A 17,614-nucleotide genomic window follows, 5' to 3' on the forward strand; every position below is an offset into this window, starting at 1 on the left:
AATAGATGGTTTTAATGCTACTGTTAGTTCAACCTTACTTATTTTGCGGTCTATGACAACTACCCTGTCACTACCCCATTTAGTAAGATAGAAGATTTAGAGAAAGCTAAGAAGTACTATGATGAGCCAGGGAACTCAGCTCCAATACTATTCTTTCCTATATACGCTAAAGGCGATTTCCTTTCACAGATAAATAGTGATATAAAAAATAAAGAGTTTAATACATATAAAGAAGTTATGGATAAAACCATTAAGCAGGCTAATGAATGCACTTTCATTTTGCGGAAAATATGATAAAATTGTATTTGGATAGAATTCCAATACATATTATTAAAAGTAAAGTGGTTTAAGTCGGAGGAAGACACCTTAAGGTGTCTTTTCTTTATGAAAAAATCCCCACACAAGGTGCAGGGATTTTTATGCTACGAATATATAAAACTGACTATTTAATATATAGTGAAGTACGCCACGTATCTCTTGGATAGTTTATTGATGTCTTTTGATATTCAAAAGTCCCTTCTTGATGATTTGATGCATCCCATTTATATTCCCAACCTACAATAGGATTACCACCAATTATTTGTGAACCAATACTTTTCACATCAAATCCATTCATTTTTGCAAAAGGAAACTGGCCATACCCTATTTCTTTTGTGTAAACATATAAGTAACTTCCCCCATGATCTTTAGTTGTACTAAAACTATTAGGATTAATGTATTCAACCCCACCCAATTGTGACTCTACTTTCACTACACTTAAAGAAGTTAGAGGTGCCGCTGGTCCTGCAGATGCCTCCGGTGCCATTCCTAAACCAACTACAGATGCCATTGCTAATGATGATATCCCTAATATAACTTTTTTAAACATATAAACATCCCCTTCTTTTATATAGGTACAAGTTTGATATTAACAGAATTTTATAAGGATAATCATTATTTTGAAATTGTTAACAAATTATACTTTTTTAGATATGTAATTTAGCATATTGATTGACATGTATAATAATATATCCGTTGCTTTCAATATAAAAAACTCCTTAATGGGATAACGTCCCCTCGCCATCAAGCTAAGGTTTTGAAGTACCCCCTAAATGAAAATCCTCTTTCTCTACAGTTAGTTATCTTGAGAAATCAACTCATTTTTTTGTTTTTTGGGTGTATACATTTCTTAAATTGATGGACATGTATGGTGAGGCCTTATACAGGATTTTTAATCAAACTTTTTACAAACGGTACAACTTACTTTAAAATCACACTAATATAAATTAAAAGTAAACTGTCTAAAAAAGGGAAAATATTTTAAGCAGTTGATGTTTAAAGGACTAAATAAAAAACTTTGCGATATTTTTCGCAAAGTTTTTGTAATAATACATATTACAATAGTAATTTTCGTATTTCTTCTGTACTTAGACCTGTGAATTTTGCAATGTCTTCTAATGGCATACCATTTTTATGCATACCACGAATTAATTGAATTTTCCCTTTCTCAATACCTTTTTCAATGCCTTCCTCTAAGCCATCTTCTCGAGCATGTGCTAACTTAGCTTGCTCATCTAGAAGTAACTTTTCACGAGCTTCATAAGCTGTTCAGAAAGAAGAGTCATGGCTCATATTTTCCCACTTATTCATCGCTTTTTGTAAAATTGGATCTTGATTCATTGCAATCTCCTCCAATGTTTGAGTTAAATGTTCATCTTCATGTGCTGATAATAGTAACATCCAGCGAACAAATACATTTTCCCATGGATTTACTTTTTCTTCATGCCATTGTTTGACCAATTTTGGAATTTCTACAAAATGAATTTCAATATCATCACTTAGTATCTGTTTCTTTTTGGGATTCCATAATTGTCCTACGGTATGAAATGAATCATCCTGCGAGAATAATATAAAATCTAATAAGTTAATGGTAATTGTTTTGCGTAGCGAACGATACGGCATCCCTTCTTACATTTGGGACGTATAGAGTTTACTCCAGTAATATAAAGATCGCTTGACCATATCATGTGTATTTCGAAGCTGTATCTCTATATTCACTTGCGTGCCATTGTCTAATGTTGCTAATAAGTCTAATATGGATAACTTATCATCTTCATAAGATTTATGAAGATGTGGATCTTCTAGTTGTAGAGATACAATAGGTACATCTAAAGATTCTTCTAGGATAGCGTTTAGAAATCCAGTTAAAATCTCTTCGTTCCGAATAACTGTTTAAAAGCGAAATCAATACGTAAATTTACTAATTTTGTGGACATGGGTTTCCTCTCCCTGTCTTTCTATTCTTCTTACTATTTTATAATGTAATTCTTTATATAAGCAAATTCATCTTTTTCAGTTTATTTATTTTTTCGTATGTATCGGTAAAGCGTAGCCTGACTAATACCTGTCATGTTTACAATTTCTTGTATGCTATATTCTTTAGAATCATATAACTTTAATGCCCTTTGAATGAAGCTATCCTTAACACGAGGACGTCCACCGACTCTCCCCCTCGCTCTTGCACTTTCAAGTCCCTCTTGAGTACGTTGAGAAATTAAGTCTCTTTCAAACTGGCTGAATGCTTGAAATACTGTTAACATCAATTTTCCTTGAGGTGTATTAGTATCAAATTGCTCTTTGATACTAATTAGCTTAACTCCCTTATTCTCGAAAAAATCAACAAGTTCAATTAAATCTTTGGTACTTCTTCCTAATCTAGAAAAGCTTTCAACAACTAATGTATCACCTGGTCTAATTTTATCTTTTAATCGAGTAAGCTCTGGACGATCACTTTTCGTACCTGTTATTTTTTCAGTTAAAATTTCAGTACAGTTATAATTTTGAAGCATGTCTAGTTGACGAATCAAATCTTGTTGTTGAGTACTTACCCTTGCGTAGCCATAAATGTATGAATTCATGAAATCACCTAACCTTTACAAGACAACTTTATCATAAAGGGGGGTTAAAGTTAATATGATTTTGATAATAGTTTTGATAACGTAGTTAAGCGATTTGTAAAGATTAAATTTTGTTCGTTTTATGATTATTAAAAACCATCGTTTTTGAAACAATTATAAATAATAAATCTAATAATTATGTACTTTGTAATAGGTAAGAGTTTATGATAAAAATAGGAAATATCCCAAAAAACACACGAGGGGCGTTGATTAAGATTTTTTTTAAAGACTTTAACTACAAAAATGAAGGTGATTATTTATATCCAGTTGAGTATTATCAATTTCGCCAAGCAAGCACACATAATACATTCAAAGTTGAACTATTATGTTTTGATGATCGTTATGATTTCCATTTAACAATTGATAATGAAGCTATCCCTTCAAAGTATAGACTTGTAACAAGCATCTCCTTTGAAATTTATGAAGAATTTGGATTTGAGCCTTATGATTTTAGTTCTAAACACGCTACTCTACAAAGGGCAATTGATATGGCAAGTGCAATTGCAAAGAAATATTGTGAAAATCCAATTAATCAATAATAAGTAAAGACCGGATATTATATCCGGTCTTTTTTCAGAGTGTTGGGAAACCCTTTAGGGTTCCCCACACTCTGGAATCATTTTGATTTTAGCGAATAAAAACAACATAAAATAATAGAGTTTCAAAAAAATAGCCCTCCACCAGACCTTTTTTGGTCAGATGGAGGGCTATTTTTTTCATGTTTTGACAAGTTGCGGTGAGATAAGCCTGCATTTGGACAGACTTCAGCCCCCGAAATCGAGCATATCGATAGCCATGTAGTTCTTTGGCGTCCGCAAAGCTTCGCTCTATAGTTGAACAGCGTACTTTGTACAACTTTTTCCCTGTAACTGTTAGTTTGTTTTTTCTAGCGATATCCTTATATTTCTCCCATATATGATGAGTGATAACTTTTTGTTTTTGTTTCTTTGAAAAACATACCTCACGTAGCGGACAAACAGCGCAGTCTTCTGGGTTGGATTTATAGTGACGATATCCTTCACGATCCGTTGTCGCATACTCTAAAATACACCCCATCGGACAAGCAAATGCATTCATTTCTTCTACATATTTAAATTGGCTTTTTGGTACTTCTTTATTTCGTTTTCCAAATCGGCGATACCCCATCACCATAAATATATTTCTCTCCGATAATTTCTTACAGATATACCCTGTAAAATAGCCTGCATCAAGAGCTACAGCTTCCACTTTAAATCCGAATTTATCAATTTGAGCTTGTAGACGCGCTAAATATGGCTCGGAATCTGCCATATTTCCAGCCGTTACATAAGTATCTGTAATAATATTGTACTTCGCATCAGTCGTACGATGGTCTAAGAAATGAAAACCGTTCGGTTTTCCATCTCTCATTAAAAATCCACTATCTGGATCCGTAGTACTTATACGAGTTTTTTTAGTGGGAGTATCACTTTCCTTTCTGGGTTTTAATTCTTTTTTCGTGTACCTCACGATCTTCAATTACCGCAGCTTCTAGTTCATCTATATAAAACTTTGCCTTTTCTTTTTTATATTTATGTACAAACTTATTTTTATTAGCATTGGCCTTAATGTGCGTAGAATCTGTCATCAGCGCACGTCCTCCCACCATCCGGTGCTCTGTCGCTTGCCTCACGATCTCATCAAAAATTTCTTCGAAAATATTTGTATGAATAAAGCGAGTACGACGATTCCAACTGATTGTAGAATGATCCGGAATAGTATCTGATAGAGAAAACCCTAAAAACCAACGGTAGGCGATATTCGTTTTAATCTCTTTTTCCAATTGACGCTCCGAACGAATACCGTAAAAATATCCAATAAACATCATTTTAAATAAAACGATAGGATGGATTGACGGACGTCCATTGTTTTCACAGTAATAAGGGCGTAACTTCTCTTCAATAAAATCAAAACTAATTGTCGCTTCGATCGCACGAAGGAAATGATCTTGTGGAACCAACTCTTCTACAGAAACAGATACACGTTCATCACGATGATTTTTTAAAGCACCCATCATAAAAAATCTCTCCTTTACCTCTTTTTATCAGTGTTGACACATAAAAAGAGGTTCAGACACAAAAACAGGCTGTGGAGAAGACTTTCTCCACAGCCTGAAGTAAAGACCGGATATTATATCCGGTCTTTTTTGTATTTGCTGTATGTTAAGGTGATTTTTCTGTTAAATTATCACAATTATTAATGCGTCTTTTAAATTTGAGGTTAAGGACTCAAATTTAAAAGAAAAAGAGAACCCAAATGGATTCTCTTTTCTTGGCATATTTACAACATGGAGAATACTGAGACAACTCTTTCAAAACTTTATTAGGGGAAAGTTTTAAAAAACGTCCTTATAACAACACTTACATAAATGTAATATATAGTAAATTGATAAATTTAATCCTCGCCATACTAATTTGGTTAGATATCCAGTACTTCATGAAACATTAATAGAAATTGAAATTACTCTTCGTCTATCTCGTATTCATTAATATATTAACAATTGGATGTATCTGTTCATGACATACCTGATATGTTTTCACTGTTCCTTGATTAATACTTCTCACAATACGAGCTCTTTTCAATTTTGCAAGGTGTTGAGAAGTAGTGGCTTGGGGAATTTTCAACATATGATATAGTTCGGTCACAGTACAACCACCTCTTCGTATCAGTTCCTGAAGTAATTGAAGTCGGACAGGGTGTGCAATATTTCTAAGTACATCCGCTTGTTCTTCATATATATGAAAATCATTCATTTTGGTTTAACCTCCATACTTTTGAAATATTGTTCTTTTTTTTCATTAAAATATCCCTTCAAGTATAGTGTAACATTCCACATTAAGAATGTAGTCTTTTTACACTTTCTACTTAAAAGGGATAATACCAACTAATATTACCTTACTTGCACCAGCTTTAAGCAATAAATTTCTCGCGGTTTCAAATGATAGCTTTTAGTATGTAAATTATAATTATTTTTTATGAAAACCTTGTGTAATTCGGTCTAATATAATTGCAATTACTACAATAGCAAGGCCTGCTTCAAAGCCCATACCTATATTAACTTGTGTAACCGACCGATAAACGTCTACGCCAAGACCTGGTGCACCGACAAGAGATGCAGTGACAACCATTGATAGAGAAAGCATAATACTCTGATTTACACCAGCCATGATTGTTCCCGTTGCAAGTGGAAGCTGTACTTTGAATAGTTTCTGTGACGATGTTGAACCAAAGGCATTAGCTGCTTCAATTAAATCTTCTGGTACTTGCCTAATCCCTAACTCAGTAAACCGAATAGTAGGTGGCATTGCAAAAATAACAGATGCAATAATACCTGGTACTACTCCAACACCAAAGAATGTAATTGCCGGAATAAGATAAACAAATGCAGGCATTGTTTGCATAAAATCAAGAGTTGGTTTTAAAAATTTGGAAAACCTTTCGTTCTGAGATGCCAAAATCCCAATTGGTATACCGATAATGATAGAGATAATAACAGACGTCAAGACAAGCGCTAGTGTTTGCATGGTCTGTTCCCAATAGTTAACGTTAAGGATAAACAGAAATCCAATTAAAGAAAATACTATAAGTGAAATTTTACGGGAGGTGTACCAAACTAATAGGCATGTGATTGTAATAAAAATAATGGCTGGGATAAATATTAATAGATTTGTTAATAAATCAACAAATCCTCCGATAATAAAAGAAAATCCTTTGAAAAACCCTTCGAAATGCTGATACAAACTTGTAACAAGTGTATCAACCCATTCTCCTAAAGGAATCCTTGGAATACTATTCATTATCATTCACCTCTTCCTCTATATTTCCTGCTAAAGCTTGAATAATACTTTCACGCTTTATTATCCCTCGTAATCTATGTTTATCATCTAGAACAGGAAGAGGTAACTTTGCCTTAACCATTTTTATATACATTTCTTCTAATAGAGTATCTAAATAAACAGGAGGAATGTCTGTTACTAATAAATCCGCTATCGGAACTTGTCTTTTAATAGCTTTACTAGCATTATCAGCAGTTAAGACACCTAAAAACTCATGTTTTTTATTCACTACATATACGCTAGAAACACTAGCATTTTTCATGATTTGGAGTGCAACACGTGGACCGCGATCAATTAATAAGGTTTCCGGTCTTTTCATAATGGATTCAGAGGTTAAAACTTTTCCTAAATTTACATCAGCAACAAATTGCTCTACAAATTCATTTGCAGGGCTCACCATAATTTCTTCTGGTGTTCCAATTTGAACAATTTCTCCGTCTTTCATTAAAGCAATACGATCACCAATTCGGAGTGCTTCATCTAGATCGTGTGTAATAAAAATAATCGTTTTTTTCATTTTATCTTGCAGTTCTAATAATTCATTTTGCATTTCTTTTCGAATAATTGGATCTAACGCACTAAATGACTCATCCATCAGTAGGACATCTGGATTATTTGCTAGTGCTCTTGCGATACCAACACGCTGCTGCATACCACCGCTAAGTTGTTCCGGATAACTGTCTTTATTATTTTCTAGACCTACTAATTTTAGAGATTCTAACGCTTTTGTTTCTCGTTCTTCTTTTGATACTTTTTGTATTTCTAAACCATATGCAACATTTTGTAAAACCGTTCGATGAGGGAATAAGGCGAATTTTTGAAATACCATACTCATTTTGTTTCTTCTTACTTTTCGAAGAGATTCTTTTCCCATTGTTGCGATATCTTCACCATCAATATATATATGGCCAGAAGTCGGTTTGATTAACTGATTTAACATGCGAACAAGTGTAGATTTCCCACTACCGGATAATCCCATAATGACAAATATTTCACCAGCATAAACATCGAATTTTGCCTGGTTCACGCCAATATTCATACCAGTTTCTTTTAATATATCAGCTTTGCTTTTTCCCTCTTCTAGTAAAGCGATTCCTTTAGAAGGATTCTTTCCAAATACTTTTGTAACGTTTTCAACACGTAATTTCGTTTCTTTCATTCTTTCACTCCTTTTCTTTGACTCTATACAAATACTGTAACTATTTTTAAACCAAATAGTACATTACAATAGTTCATCAAAGACTTTTTTTATTTTTTTGTTAAGCTATTAATAGTTAGTTTATATTATTGATAGTTATAATTATAAAATATTTATTTATAATTATAAAGTATTTAGCTTTACTGAAATAATTTTCTGCGTTAATTAAAGAAGAAATATCTAATCATAGAGACTAGGAGGAGCTTGATGAAGAAAAAAATATGGCTTCTGTGCATACTATTATTAATTAGCATAATTACTACTTCTTGTAGTGGCGTGAACAGTAATGCAAAGGGAAAAATTAAAATTGGTGTAACGAGTTGGAAAGAAAACATAGCTACAGCAAATATGTGGAAAGTATTACTTGAGCAAAAAGGTTATAAAGTTGAATTATTATATTTAGAAAAGGCAGCCGTTTGGACCGGGGTAGCACGAGGAGATGTGGACGCCAACTTAGAAGTCTGGCTACCAATTACTGATAAGCCATTATATGAAAAATATAAAGATGATGTTGTAATAAAGTCAGCGTGGTATAAAGGTACTGGTCTTGGTTTAGTTGTTCCTTCATACATGACAGATATCAATAGTATTGAGGATTTGAATGCAAATAAAGATAAATTTAACAACAAAATCATTGGTATTGAACCTGGTAGCAGTTTAATGGGCTTAACAGATAAAGCGATACACAAATATGGGATAGAGCTAAATCTTGTTCAATCTTCAGAAGCCGCTATGATGAGTGAATTAAAAAAAGCATATAGTCAAAAGAAACCCATTGCAGTAACATTATGGAATCCACATTGGGCTTTTTCAGAGTTTGATCTTAAATATTTAAAAGATCCTAAAAAGGTGTATGGAGAAAAAGATGATATTTATTACTCTGTTCGTAAAGGATTTGAACAAGATTATCCAGAGCTTATAAAGTATTTTGATAACTGGAACATGACCGATGAGCAACTCGGAACGTTGATGACCATGATTAATGAATCGAATGACCCTGAACAGGCCGCTGAAAAATGGATAAAAAAGAATAAAAAATTAGTAGATGCATGGATGAAAAAGTAATCATTTATGGGGTACGGCAACCATTCCTTCTTGTTGGAGCCACTCGTAAATAAAAAGAAAGAGAAGTGATGTTTTCATATAATCATTTCTCTTTCTTTTTATTTACCTGCCTTTTCAGTTGGAGGAAGCGATACAGGTATATCAAATTCAATATCTGGTGGACGGCGATTTGAATCTAATCTATATTTTCCAAATCGGTTTACATGAAATGTTACATACGGACTTAAATAACCTTACCTAACGTTATTCCAAATATAGAAAGTATGTTATCTTCTTTTTTTTCTATTCCTTTTCATACTTTCATAAATTGTATCCATAACAAATTCTTCTTTTTCTTTCCAACATTCTTCCGCTTCCTCTAATGTACAAATTTTTATTAATTCATTAATAGCAGTATCTTTGACTAAGAATGTAGCTATAGCTCCTTTAGACGTTGAGTACTTTGCTATTACTGTATCTATAATATTATCCATTTCCAATGTATTATTAAGCAAATCCTCTTGTATGTTAGTATCTTGATTTAACGTTTTAATATCTGATAGTTCTTTTAATCGGGAATTAAGCATATATTCTACATAACCAATTGGCGAGTCAATATCTGAACGGAATCGTATATCATCAATAATCTCTAGCACAAGATCTTCATGTTTTTTCCATTTCTCTAATACTGCAGGATATACGTTTCCTTTACATCGCTCTTCAAAACGTTTAATTTTTTGTTCAAATGTATTTGGCTGTTGAAATTGATCTAATTTTTTTTCGAAGTGGACTAAATCGACATCTTTCTTTTTTTGACTACGTATAATAAATCTAATCTTTTGTACCTTCCTACCTAATTTAATTTCTTCAAACTCAAAAGAAATATCTGTTTTTTGATTTAGCTCCTTTTGAGAAGGTTTCAATACACGTTGTTTAAGGTTAGCATAATTAGGGTATACATCAATTGCATCTAAGTAATATCTTAGGTTCTCAATACTGATTATACGTTCTTTTATATTTTCATATTGTTTTAATAATTCATAAATACGGATAGCATATGTACTTTTCAATTTGACGACATTGGCCAGTCTATAGCTTGTAAATTTACTACTTAATTCTAATAAAAATGGTTTTAATAATGGATCGAAGCGTAAATCAATTGTACCCTTATTCTTGTTATAAATCGCTGAAGAAAGCCAAGATACCTGTATTAACTCTTCTCCTACCTTAATTTCAATTACTTTTGACAATAACTCCTTTGTAATTTTACTTAGCTCAGTATATTTAGTTGATCCACTCAAACCGAGTAAATCATGAAATTGTTTAATTGGGAATGTATATGTTTTAAAATCCCTATCACTTGGTTCAATATTACTAGCCAAGCAAAGTAGCATCTTTTGTTCCACTAAATTCAAACGTGAATTTGCCTCAATTAACGTATTGGATTTCGAAACAATATTATTCTCTTTAATCTGCAAATCTTTCTTTAGAGACATATCTACATACGTCCTTTCCTTACTACCTTTATCGCTACAATAACTATAACAAATATACTTGTTTTGTTATAGTTAATTTTTAATAACCAAATTTGTTATGTTTAAAACCATTTTTGTTATATTTAAACCATTTTTTTATAGTCAAAACCAGATTTGTTACCTTTAAAACCATTTTTGTTATATTAAAGTAACCAAATTTGTTATGTTTAAAACCACTTCTGTTATGTTTGAAACCAAATTTGTTACCTTTGAAACCAGATTTGTTATATTAAAATGGCGAAAACCTTTATATACCAACGTTTTATATGTTCTTAAAACATATAAACATATAAAACATGTAAAACAATATTATATAAAACAAGCAAACATAGAACATTATGTTTGTTTATTTTATACTTATTAATTACAAAAAACGTTTTAAATTTTAATTCTTAAAAGTAATCCTATTTGGATGCTTTTTCTCAATGTATATGTTACGATCTAACAGTTGGTATTCATCATCTCAAGAAATCCAGTAACTTCATCATAAAAAGTACTCCTAGATAAATTTAGGAGTACTTTTTATGAAACATTATTTTTTATTTACTTATGAACCACTTTATTATAGCAACCATGTTTTATTACCTGCCTAATATAATCTATCTCATACATTTCATCATTTCTAAAACATCTACAACAATTATATTCTGTGGAATACTCACTACATATCCGGTTAATTGTAAATTAGGTTTTTTACGATATGAAAATTAAACGTAATTCCAAATCCTTACTTTTGTATTATGCTCCATTTAATCCCCCTGAATCATTATTAATTATTTATTAGGTTTCCTTTTTTCTTCTTCATACTGTTTAGCAAGTTTATAAAATGAAGAATGCCTAATATCATATTTCTTCATAGGGTGTTTTTGTCCCTCATTGAATCGTATATGCTGGGGCAATTATAATAACTTCAATTCCATAAATCTCTGATTGATTTTCTACTGCAAATCAAAATAAGTCCAATCTTTAAGAACTTTAGGATTTTTTAATATGCCTTTTAAAAGTTCCGTTTGAATACGCCCACAATTATGCTTTAGATAATATTTTATTATAAAATTTGTATATTCGTTATTAGTGATACTTATAAACGTTTTAATTTGACCACTTTTAATATTGCTACGAATAAATTCTTCATTTTGCATATTTTGTAAAACTAATTATTTTCACATCTCACAATATATAAAATCAAATATTATGTGAAATAAGATATAATTAAACAGTAACTTACTTTTATAATACGAAAATATTCTTAAGGGGGCATTTATCATGTTCAAAAAATCATCAAATAATGAACAAGCTATTGTTATTACTGCTAGTGATACCTATGATTTGTTTTTATTTCCAAATATCGGTGACAATCAATTCCATTTAATCACAGAAAACTTTCACAATATGGGATATAATCATTTTGAGTTATATGTCGATACAGAAAATCACTTATTACATATTTATGATGATATCGGTTGGGGTACAAGAGGAACAAGTGTAATCAATAGAATTAATAAATACTTAATAGAAAAAATATATGCTTCTCTGCACCTATCTAATCCCGAAGAAGCAAAAGTCATTATCTATTTTCCAGAAAACAACACGAAAGGTGTAGGTATTGCAACATATGGTTATCATGCACGAGAAGATGAATATGGTTTCGGGCATCCTTTTGATGAAACAAGTACATATGAACCATTTATCAACATGGCTAAGCAACGAAAATACTAAAGTAATCCTCGAGAGATAAGGCGCTTAAATTTGGTCTGAACGACTATATAAGTATTAACAAAGAGGGGATGAATTCAAATGAAATATATAAGTTATAAATACGCAGATGGAAACACTGGTTATTATATTGATGAACCAGGTGTAGGTTGGAAATATGCGCTTAAAAATGCTGGTGGTCATTACCTTCCAGGGGGGACGGTCATTAACAAATAACACCTACAGATATATCTGTAGGTGTTATTTGTTAATTTATTTATGATTGTAAAATTCCTTGTATTTCTTCAATACGTAAATTCGTAAATTTCGCAATATCTTTTATTGGCATTCCGTTTTTGTGCATACCACGAATAAGCTGTACTTTCCCTTGTTCAATGCCCTTTTCAATACCTTTTTGTTCTGCATAAGCAAACTTTGCGGCCTCATCCATCAACGCTTTTTCCCTTGCTTCATACGCTTGTCGGAAAGAAGAATCTTGACTCATACGTTCCCATTTATTCATAGCTTTTTGTAAAATAGGGTCTTGGTTCATCGCAATATCCTCCAATGTTTGGGTTAAATGTTCATCTTCATTCGCTGGAAGTAGTAATAACCATCGAACAAACGAATCTTCCCAGGGATTTATTTGTTCATTCTGCCACTGTTGCATAAGTTTTGGAATCTCCACAATATGAACTTCAATATCATCACTTAACTTCTTTTGTTGTTGTTGATTCCATAGGATTCCTGTTGTATGAAACGCTTCATATTCTGGAAACATCACAAAGTTTAACAAATTAATCGTAATGGTTTTGTGAAGAGAACTATAAGACATCCCCTTTTGTAATTGAGATGTATATAATCTTCCCCAGTAATACAGACTTCTTTTAATCATATCATGATTATTATTCAATTGAATTTCCACATTTACCTTTGTTCCTGTATCTAATGTAGCGGAAATATCTAAAATCGATAATTTATCTTCCTCATGTTCTCGGTGCAAGTGTGGATCTTCTAATTGTAACGAGACAATGGGTGATTCTAAAGAATTTTGTAACAAAGCATTTAAAAACGCAATGAGAATATCTTCATTTCCACTTGTGCCAAATAATTGTTTAAAAGCAAAATCAATGCGTAAATTCACTAATTGTTGATTGGACATGGGTTTTCCTCTCCCCATCTCATAAGATGTTTTTCTTTCATTGTACATAAAAGAGGGATACACATGCAAACAAGCTCTTATATCCACTGACATAAGAGCTTGTTTGACACCATACATAATTAACAGATTAGTTGCGTTTCATAGAAACTGAAAGATTGCCTACTGTAAGAAAAACTCACGTTTAGTATACAAAATACAAACAAAAATGCCAATACATAAATTCATACAAAATAGCTCAATATATTTAAATTTCTATCCAATCCGATCATTAAAAACACCATTTTTCCTTATTTCTTATCCAAACAAAAGGATTTGTGTGTCATTTTTTTTAATTGCTCTCCAACTGTAATATAATACTAGCCACATACCTTTAAGCATATATGTCTAAATATATGTGCTTAAGTCTATTTTAGAGTGCATAACTTAAGTACATATACCTGAACGATGAAAAACGTTGTCATTTCAACATTTCCAAGACTTTTTTCTCAAAAAACCAAAAGATTGTCCACCTCTCAAAATCGCAACTTAATCCCCTTTTATAACAGGAATTTCACATCAAGATCAGCTGCTCATAAAATAATAAAAAGCCTTGCTGTAGAAACAAGACTTTTCTCCTTTTATTTTTGTTCGATTGCATACCGACTATCCTCTGAAACACATAAACTTGCCGCATTCACTTTTATACTACATTTCCCTAATCGCCGCTTTACTTCCGATTGTAATTTTTCATTTGCTTCCTCTAAAGAACTTGCTGGAATAATCGTAGATTGTGAGTCTGTTACCTTGCCACTATACATCACTGAAAAGTTCAATTCATATTGATGTATCAATTTTTCTCCACTCCTTTTCCCCTGGATTTCCTCACAGATCATTCTTACTTGTCGCTTCTTCTTGTAGTTTTTGAAGATTACGCATTTGCGGTACATACCAGCTTTTTCTTAATCGGATGATCGAAATTCCTACAATTAAAATCACAAAGGCTTGTAGGAAAATATCTTGTGTTTCCCATAACGTGCACAAATACAGAAGACTTCCCGAACAAAAATAATACATGGCCAATAATAGATTTATATTTGCGATTATCATTTGTTTCTTTACAATCGCGGCTATTCCTGCTAAAACAACTGTACAAACTCCTATACTTAATAAAATATATGCAATAACTTTTAAAAAATCATTCCCACACCCCTTTTCCTCTAAAAACTCATTTAAGCCGTTTAAAAGGCCGAATAAAGAGTGAAAACTCATTCGATACTAAACATATTGATACCCTCTCTAAAATAAATCACAAACGAATCTGAAACGTCATTTTTTCTGAAATGGAAACTTTTTGTGTTGAAAGTCATATATACTTTGTTTTCCAACACATCCAATTGAAAAGCCTGTAAAAAAAGTTGCACCTATGATTTTCAATCCCCATTGCCATGTGTTTTCCTGCAAAAAATGGTGCGAAACATAGAGACATACCCCTGTACAAATAATGATTCAAATTCCAAATTCCATATTCATCATATTTTCTTTGTTCTAAATTTTGTTCGTGAAACGGATATACTTGGATAAACAAAAAGGCTATCAGCAAAACTGACAGCCCAATTCCCAATACGACCATTCTTTATCGCCCCATTTCCACTCGATTAAACCTCTTCATAGCGCTTCTGTAATAATTGCTGTACACGTGCCGCATACATTCTAAAATAAGGAATATTTTGTGCGGCAACCTTTCCAAAATCCATTTGCATTAATGTTTCTTCTAACAGTTTGAACTCAAATTCTAGGAATTTATCATGTTGTTTCTGAATTGAATGCGGGATATTATGCAAGGCATCCGCAATTTCTTGCACATATGTCACACTGGATTCATCTTGCTCTGAATAGGAAAATACATTTCGAATCAATACAAACGTTTCTTGCAATATTTCATACCCGATATGATGCAATACATTTTGATTCACCAACTCCCCTCATTCCTTTCTCTATGGTCCTTCAATTCCTGTATTGATCTGGAACTCATAATTTTCTACAAACCACTTGTCACCTTCTAACAATAAATTCAATTTCATGGTATGTTTTTCTTGTTGTTCTGTTCCATCAACCGTTACAAGATAATCATATTTAACTGTTACATCCGCTTTATTATCAGCGGTTTTGATATAGTACATATCTGTTATCTTTGCTTTCGTTTGAATATGCATAGAGCCATCATCTTCTATATGTTTATGTTCATCCTCTGGCGCGTTTAATAATTTGTTTCGTGCTTCTCCTGTTATCATTTCTTTGATTTTCTCAAACCCTGGCTTTTCTTTTTGTTTATTATCATTCTGTATTAACAGCTCTACAAACTGTTTCGCCACTTCTTGCCCTTTATCTTGGGTATTTTCTGTTAAAACTGTCACGCGCTTTTCCAATGCTCGATTCTCTGTTTTTAGCTCTTTTACTTGTTCCGTCCATTTCTTTTCCGTTTGCTCGACTTTGTGCTGTAAAGTGCGATTTTGATTCCATAACCATAAACTGATACCCACCAGTACAAGTATGACTAAACCAACGATTCCCTGTTTCATCCCGAATCCTCCCTTTCTTTCCGCTTATTTCGGCAAATACGGCGCTGGGTCGACTTGCCCAAACATCAAAGATGTTTTGATCTCAAAGTGAAGATGTGGCCCCGTTACCTGCCCTGTTCTTCCGCAAACTCCTACCTGTTGACCAACTCCAATATTTTGCCCTTCCTGTACAGTAATAGACGACATATGACCGTATAAACTCCAATATCCATTCCCATGATTAATGACAACTACGTTTCCATAGCCGCCAAAACCCGAACCAGAAGCGCCAAATTTCGCCCACTCTACAACGCCACCTTTCGACGCGGCAATTGCGGTGACACCGTCCTGGCAAGAATAATCAATACCTTTATGAATTGTGCCCCAGCGTGGTCCAAATGGGCTTGTAATCGTTGTTTGAGCGATAGGACGAATAAACCCTTGTGAGCTTGCTGATCCAGTATCTACAACGCCGCCTGGCTTTCCCGCTTCACAATTAAAAGTAAGGCCGCCCATTTGCGTAACAAACTTTGTTACTAATACAGGCCATAAACCATTTGTACCATGCGGATCATTTGCGGCGCCTGGTGGTGCGTATTTAGCGCCTATTGCTTCTATAGTTGTAATCCCCATACCGATATAGTTTTTATATAAGTTTCGGGCCATAGCGTTGATTCCTTCATCTAAGGTGGCAAATTTCATGAACCCTTTCATTTGTGAACTACTAGGGTCCATGAGGCCACCAGGGTTGTTATAGTTCTTTACTGCATTAGAAGTACCATTACCCGTTTCCAATCTTGCAATTGCCGCTAGTAAAACGGGATCGATTTGGTTTTGTGTTCCCGCATTTAAAAAGGTTTGTGCATTCCCTGCAAAAACGCCTCCTAAATGGGGCTGTAATTCTTCTGGTGTCACTGTTTTTCCACCTGGACGACAGACTGTCATTCCATTACTTGGGATGGTTGCTGGTGCTTCCTCTTCTTTTTTGCCAATGCCTTGCCCTAAAACAATAAATAAAAGAAATCCAATACAAACGAACAATCCTATCGTGAAAGTAGAACTCCCAAAAAGAAATGTCAGTAACCAGGATTTCTTTTTCTTCTTCTTTTTTTGTTCTTGTGCAATCTCTTCTTGTACCGTTTTATCTACAACTTCTTTTATTTCTGGTCTCATATCATCCCTCCCCCCTTACAACATGTATCAAGTTTGATTGGAATACTTTTGAACAATCAGCCCATATGTAAGGGCCAAAAGAATAGGTATAATCGCTAAAACATGAAATAGTAACGTTAAAACAGTAGATTGCTGGTCTTGTATAAAATGTAGTAATCCAAAATGACCGATTCCTACAAACCAAATGAAAAACGCTAATTTCGCTCTATCATCAATACGACAATGTAACTCATTATGGATAATTTGAAGAGTGAGAAGAATGAGTGTATACCAGATAAGTAATCCTAAACCAATCCATCCTAATAAATCTGTCGGCCATTCTCTCTGTATGAAAAGAATGATTATGTTCATCCACCCAAAACATCCGATACAAAGAAAAATACTGATACTCACCATTTTCATACACGTTAATCCCCAGTGTTTCATAGCTATATCGCTCCTTTTTTCGTAAAAAAATAGTAAAGTCCTAAAAGTCTAGGA

At 33.0% G+C, this 17,614-nt stretch carries 17 protein-coding genes and 4 pseudogenes; 5 read left to right on the forward strand and 16 right to left on the reverse strand.

The genetic code is table 11. The features are described from left to right. Positions 1 to 78: 78 nt before the first annotated feature. A pseudogene (locus tag JFU02_RS32075) lies at positions 79 to 294 on the forward strand (hypothetical protein); the annotation flags it as partial. A 148-nt stretch (positions 295 to 442) separates the two neighbouring features. On the opposite strand, the gene JFU02_RS07585 reads toward JFU02_RS32075, so the two are convergent. From JFU02_RS07585 to JFU02_RS07595, 3 genes and pseudogenes are all read right to left on the reverse strand, one after another. Further along, a complete protein-coding gene (locus tag JFU02_RS07585; RefSeq protein ID WP_201070548.1) occupies positions 443 to 868 on the reverse strand; it encodes a DUF4879 domain-containing protein in 426 nt (141 codons plus the stop codon). Positions 869 to 1,374: 506 nt separating this feature from the next. Then, positions 1,375 to 2,255 (reverse strand): annotated as a pseudogene (locus JFU02_RS07590) (Rpn family recombination-promoting nuclease/putative transposase). Positions 2,256 to 2,339: 84 nt separating this feature from the next. After that, positions 2,340 to 2,897 (reverse strand): annotated as a pseudogene (locus JFU02_RS07595) (recombinase family protein); the annotation flags it as partial. 203 nt (positions 2,898 to 3,100) lie between these two features. On the opposite strand from JFU02_RS07595, the gene JFU02_RS07600 reads away from it, so the two are divergent. Next, entirely contained in the window at positions 3,101 to 3,475 is a 375-nt protein-coding gene (locus JFU02_RS07600) for a hypothetical protein (protein ID WP_048567256.1), read from the forward strand. An 88-nt stretch (positions 3,476 to 3,563) separates the two neighbouring features. Here the strand turns inward: JFU02_RS07600 and JFU02_RS07605 are convergent. The 4 genes from JFU02_RS07605 to JFU02_RS07620 all read right to left on the reverse strand — a co-directional run bounded on the left by JFU02_RS07605 (position 3,564) and on the right by JFU02_RS07620 (position 7,949). Beyond that, positions 3,564 to 4,971, reverse strand: a protein-coding gene (locus JFU02_RS07605) for an IS1182 family transposase (RefSeq protein WP_201070550.1) whose coding sequence is annotated in 2 segments (ribosomal slippage) — positions 3,564 to 4,413 and positions 4,412 to 4,971 — 1,410 coding nt in all. Because the reading frame shifts where the segments join, the coding sequence is not laid out codon by codon here. 454 nt (positions 4,972 to 5,425) lie between these two features. Next, complete coding sequence (locus tag JFU02_RS07610) at positions 5,426 to 5,707, reverse strand: ArsR/SmtB family transcription factor (protein ID WP_044784718.1); 282 nt, start codon at positions 5,705 to 5,707, stop codon at positions 5,426 to 5,428. 213 nt (positions 5,708 to 5,920) lie between these two features. Beyond that, the gene (locus tag JFU02_RS07615; RefSeq protein ID WP_002144230.1) at positions 5,921 to 6,751 is read right to left on the reverse strand and encodes an ABC transporter permease; all 831 of its coding nucleotides are present in this window, start codon (positions 6,749 to 6,751) and stop codon (positions 5,921 to 5,923) included. After that, the gene (locus JFU02_RS07620) at positions 6,744 to 7,949 is read right to left on the reverse strand and encodes a quaternary amine ABC transporter ATP-binding protein (protein ID WP_064472721.1); all 1,206 of its coding nucleotides are present in this window, start codon (positions 7,947 to 7,949) and stop codon (positions 6,744 to 6,746) included. The genes JFU02_RS07615 and JFU02_RS07620 overlap by 8 nt, the downstream gene beginning before the upstream one ends. A gap of 246 nt (positions 7,950 to 8,195) precedes the next feature. Between JFU02_RS07620 and JFU02_RS07625 the strand changes: the two genes are divergently transcribed. Beyond that, on the forward strand, positions 8,196 to 9,053 hold the full coding sequence (locus JFU02_RS07625; RefSeq protein ID WP_201070553.1) for a glycine betaine ABC transporter substrate-binding protein: 858 nt from the start codon (positions 8,196 to 8,198) through the stop codon (positions 9,051 to 9,053). 266 nt (positions 9,054 to 9,319) lie between these two features. On the opposite strand, the gene JFU02_RS07630 is transcribed toward JFU02_RS07625, so the two are convergent. Continuing rightward, entirely contained in the window at positions 9,320 to 10,528 is a 1,209-nt protein-coding gene (locus tag JFU02_RS07630) for a replication initiation protein (RefSeq protein ID WP_201070556.1), read from the reverse strand. 582 nt (positions 10,529 to 11,110) lie between these two features. Further along, positions 11,111 to 11,316: pseudogene (locus JFU02_RS32080) on the reverse strand (DUF2187 domain-containing protein). Between the two features lie 517 nt (positions 11,317 to 11,833). Between JFU02_RS32080 and JFU02_RS07635 the strand changes: the two are divergent. Further along, complete coding sequence (locus tag JFU02_RS07635) at positions 11,834 to 12,286, forward strand: hypothetical protein (protein ID WP_201070559.1); 453 nt, start codon at positions 11,834 to 11,836, stop codon at positions 12,284 to 12,286. Positions 12,287 to 12,364: 78 nt separating this feature from the next. Further along, on the forward strand, positions 12,365 to 12,499 hold the full coding sequence (locus JFU02_RS32440) for a hypothetical protein (protein WP_262984020.1): 135 nt from the start codon (positions 12,365 to 12,367) through the stop codon (positions 12,497 to 12,499). A 40-nt stretch (positions 12,500 to 12,539) separates the two neighbouring features. On the opposite strand, the gene JFU02_RS07640 is transcribed toward JFU02_RS32440, so the two are convergent. The 7 genes from JFU02_RS07640 to JFU02_RS07670 all read right to left on the reverse strand — a co-directional run bounded on the left by JFU02_RS07640 (position 12,540) and on the right by JFU02_RS07670 (position 17,560). Next, positions 12,540 to 13,424: an Rpn family recombination-promoting nuclease/putative transposase gene (locus tag JFU02_RS07640; RefSeq protein WP_201070561.1), complete on the reverse strand. Its 885-nt coding sequence runs from the start codon at positions 13,422 to 13,424 to the stop codon at positions 12,540 to 12,542. Positions 13,425 to 14,041: 617 nt separating this feature from the next. Next, a complete protein-coding gene (locus JFU02_RS07645; RefSeq protein ID WP_201070563.1) occupies positions 14,042 to 14,254 on the reverse strand; it encodes a hypothetical protein in 213 nt (70 codons plus the stop codon). Positions 14,255 to 14,285: 31 nt separating this feature from the next. Further along, the gene (locus JFU02_RS07650; protein ID WP_242488070.1) at positions 14,286 to 14,672 is read right to left on the reverse strand and encodes a hypothetical protein; all 387 of its coding nucleotides are present in this window, start codon (positions 14,670 to 14,672) and stop codon (positions 14,286 to 14,288) included. Positions 14,673 to 15,058: 386 nt separating this feature from the next. Continuing rightward, positions 15,059 to 15,379: a hypothetical protein gene (locus JFU02_RS07655; protein ID WP_201070565.1), complete on the reverse strand. Its 321-nt coding sequence runs from the start codon at positions 15,377 to 15,379 to the stop codon at positions 15,059 to 15,061. An 18-nt stretch (positions 15,380 to 15,397) separates the two neighbouring features. Then, on the reverse strand, positions 15,398 to 15,982 hold the full coding sequence (locus tag JFU02_RS07660; protein ID WP_201070567.1) for a hypothetical protein: 585 nt from the start codon (positions 15,980 to 15,982) through the stop codon (positions 15,398 to 15,400). A 24-nt stretch (positions 15,983 to 16,006) separates the two neighbouring features. Further along, positions 16,007 to 17,134: a peptidoglycan DD-metalloendopeptidase family protein gene (locus JFU02_RS07665; RefSeq protein ID WP_201070570.1), complete on the reverse strand. Its 1,128-nt coding sequence runs from the start codon at positions 17,132 to 17,134 to the stop codon at positions 16,007 to 16,009. 27 nt (positions 17,135 to 17,161) lie between these two features. Then, positions 17,162 to 17,560: a hypothetical protein gene (locus JFU02_RS07670; protein WP_201070573.1), complete on the reverse strand. Its 399-nt coding sequence runs from the start codon at positions 17,558 to 17,560 to the stop codon at positions 17,162 to 17,164. Positions 17,561 to 17,614 lie beyond the last annotated feature (54 nt).

Origin of the sequence: Bacillus sp. TH13, assembly GCF_016651175.1 — a bacterium.
GTDB lineage: Bacteria > Bacillota > Bacilli > Bacillales > Bacillaceae_G > Bacillus_A > Bacillus_A thuringiensis_S.

Bases quoted from the DNA above. Each gene is read 5' to 3' on its own strand.
- JFU02_RS07585 (WP_201070548.1), bottom strand. From the start codon at position 868: ATGTTTAAAAAAGTTATATTAGGGATATCATCATTAGCAATGGCATCT.
- JFU02_RS07600 (WP_048567256.1), top strand. From the start codon at position 3,101: ATGATAAAAATAGGAAATATCCCAAAAAACACACGAGGGGCGTTGATT.
- JFU02_RS07610 (WP_044784718.1), bottom strand. From the start codon at position 5,707: ATGAATGATTTTCATATATATGAAGAACAAGCGGATGTACTTAGAAAT.
- JFU02_RS07615 (WP_002144230.1), bottom strand. From the start codon at position 6,751: ATGAATAGTATTCCAAGGATTCCTTTAGGAGAATGGGTTGATACACTT.
- JFU02_RS07620 (WP_064472721.1), bottom strand. From the start codon at position 7,949: ATGAAAGAAACGAAATTACGTGTTGAAAACGTTACAAAAGTATTTGGA.
- JFU02_RS07625 (WP_201070553.1), top strand. From the start codon at position 8,196: ATGAAGAAAAAAATATGGCTTCTGTGCATACTATTATTAATTAGCATA.
- JFU02_RS07630 (WP_201070556.1), bottom strand. From the start codon at position 10,528: ATGTCTCTAAAGAAAGATTTGCAGATTAAAGAGAATAATATTGTTTCG.
- JFU02_RS07635 (WP_201070559.1), top strand. From the start codon at position 11,834: ATGTTCAAAAAATCATCAAATAATGAACAAGCTATTGTTATTACTGCT.
- JFU02_RS32440 (WP_262984020.1), top strand. From the start codon at position 12,365: ATGAAATATATAAGTTATAAATACGCAGATGGAAACACTGGTTATTAT.
- JFU02_RS07640 (WP_201070561.1), bottom strand. From the start codon at position 13,424: ATGTCCAATCAACAATTAGTGAATTTACGCATTGATTTTGCTTTTAAA.
- JFU02_RS07650 (WP_242488070.1), bottom strand. From the start codon at position 14,672: ATGAGTTTTCACTCTTTATTCGGCCTTTTAAACGGCTTAAATGAGTTT.
- JFU02_RS07660 (WP_201070567.1), bottom strand. From the start codon at position 15,982: ATGAAACAGGGAATCGTTGGTTTAGTCATACTTGTACTGGTGGGTATC.
- JFU02_RS07665 (WP_201070570.1), bottom strand. From the start codon at position 17,134: ATGAGACCAGAAATAAAAGAAGTTGTAGATAAAACGGTACAAGAAGAG.
- JFU02_RS07670 (WP_201070573.1), bottom strand. From the start codon at position 17,560: ATGAAACACTGGGGATTAACGTGTATGAAAATGGTGAGTATCAGTATT.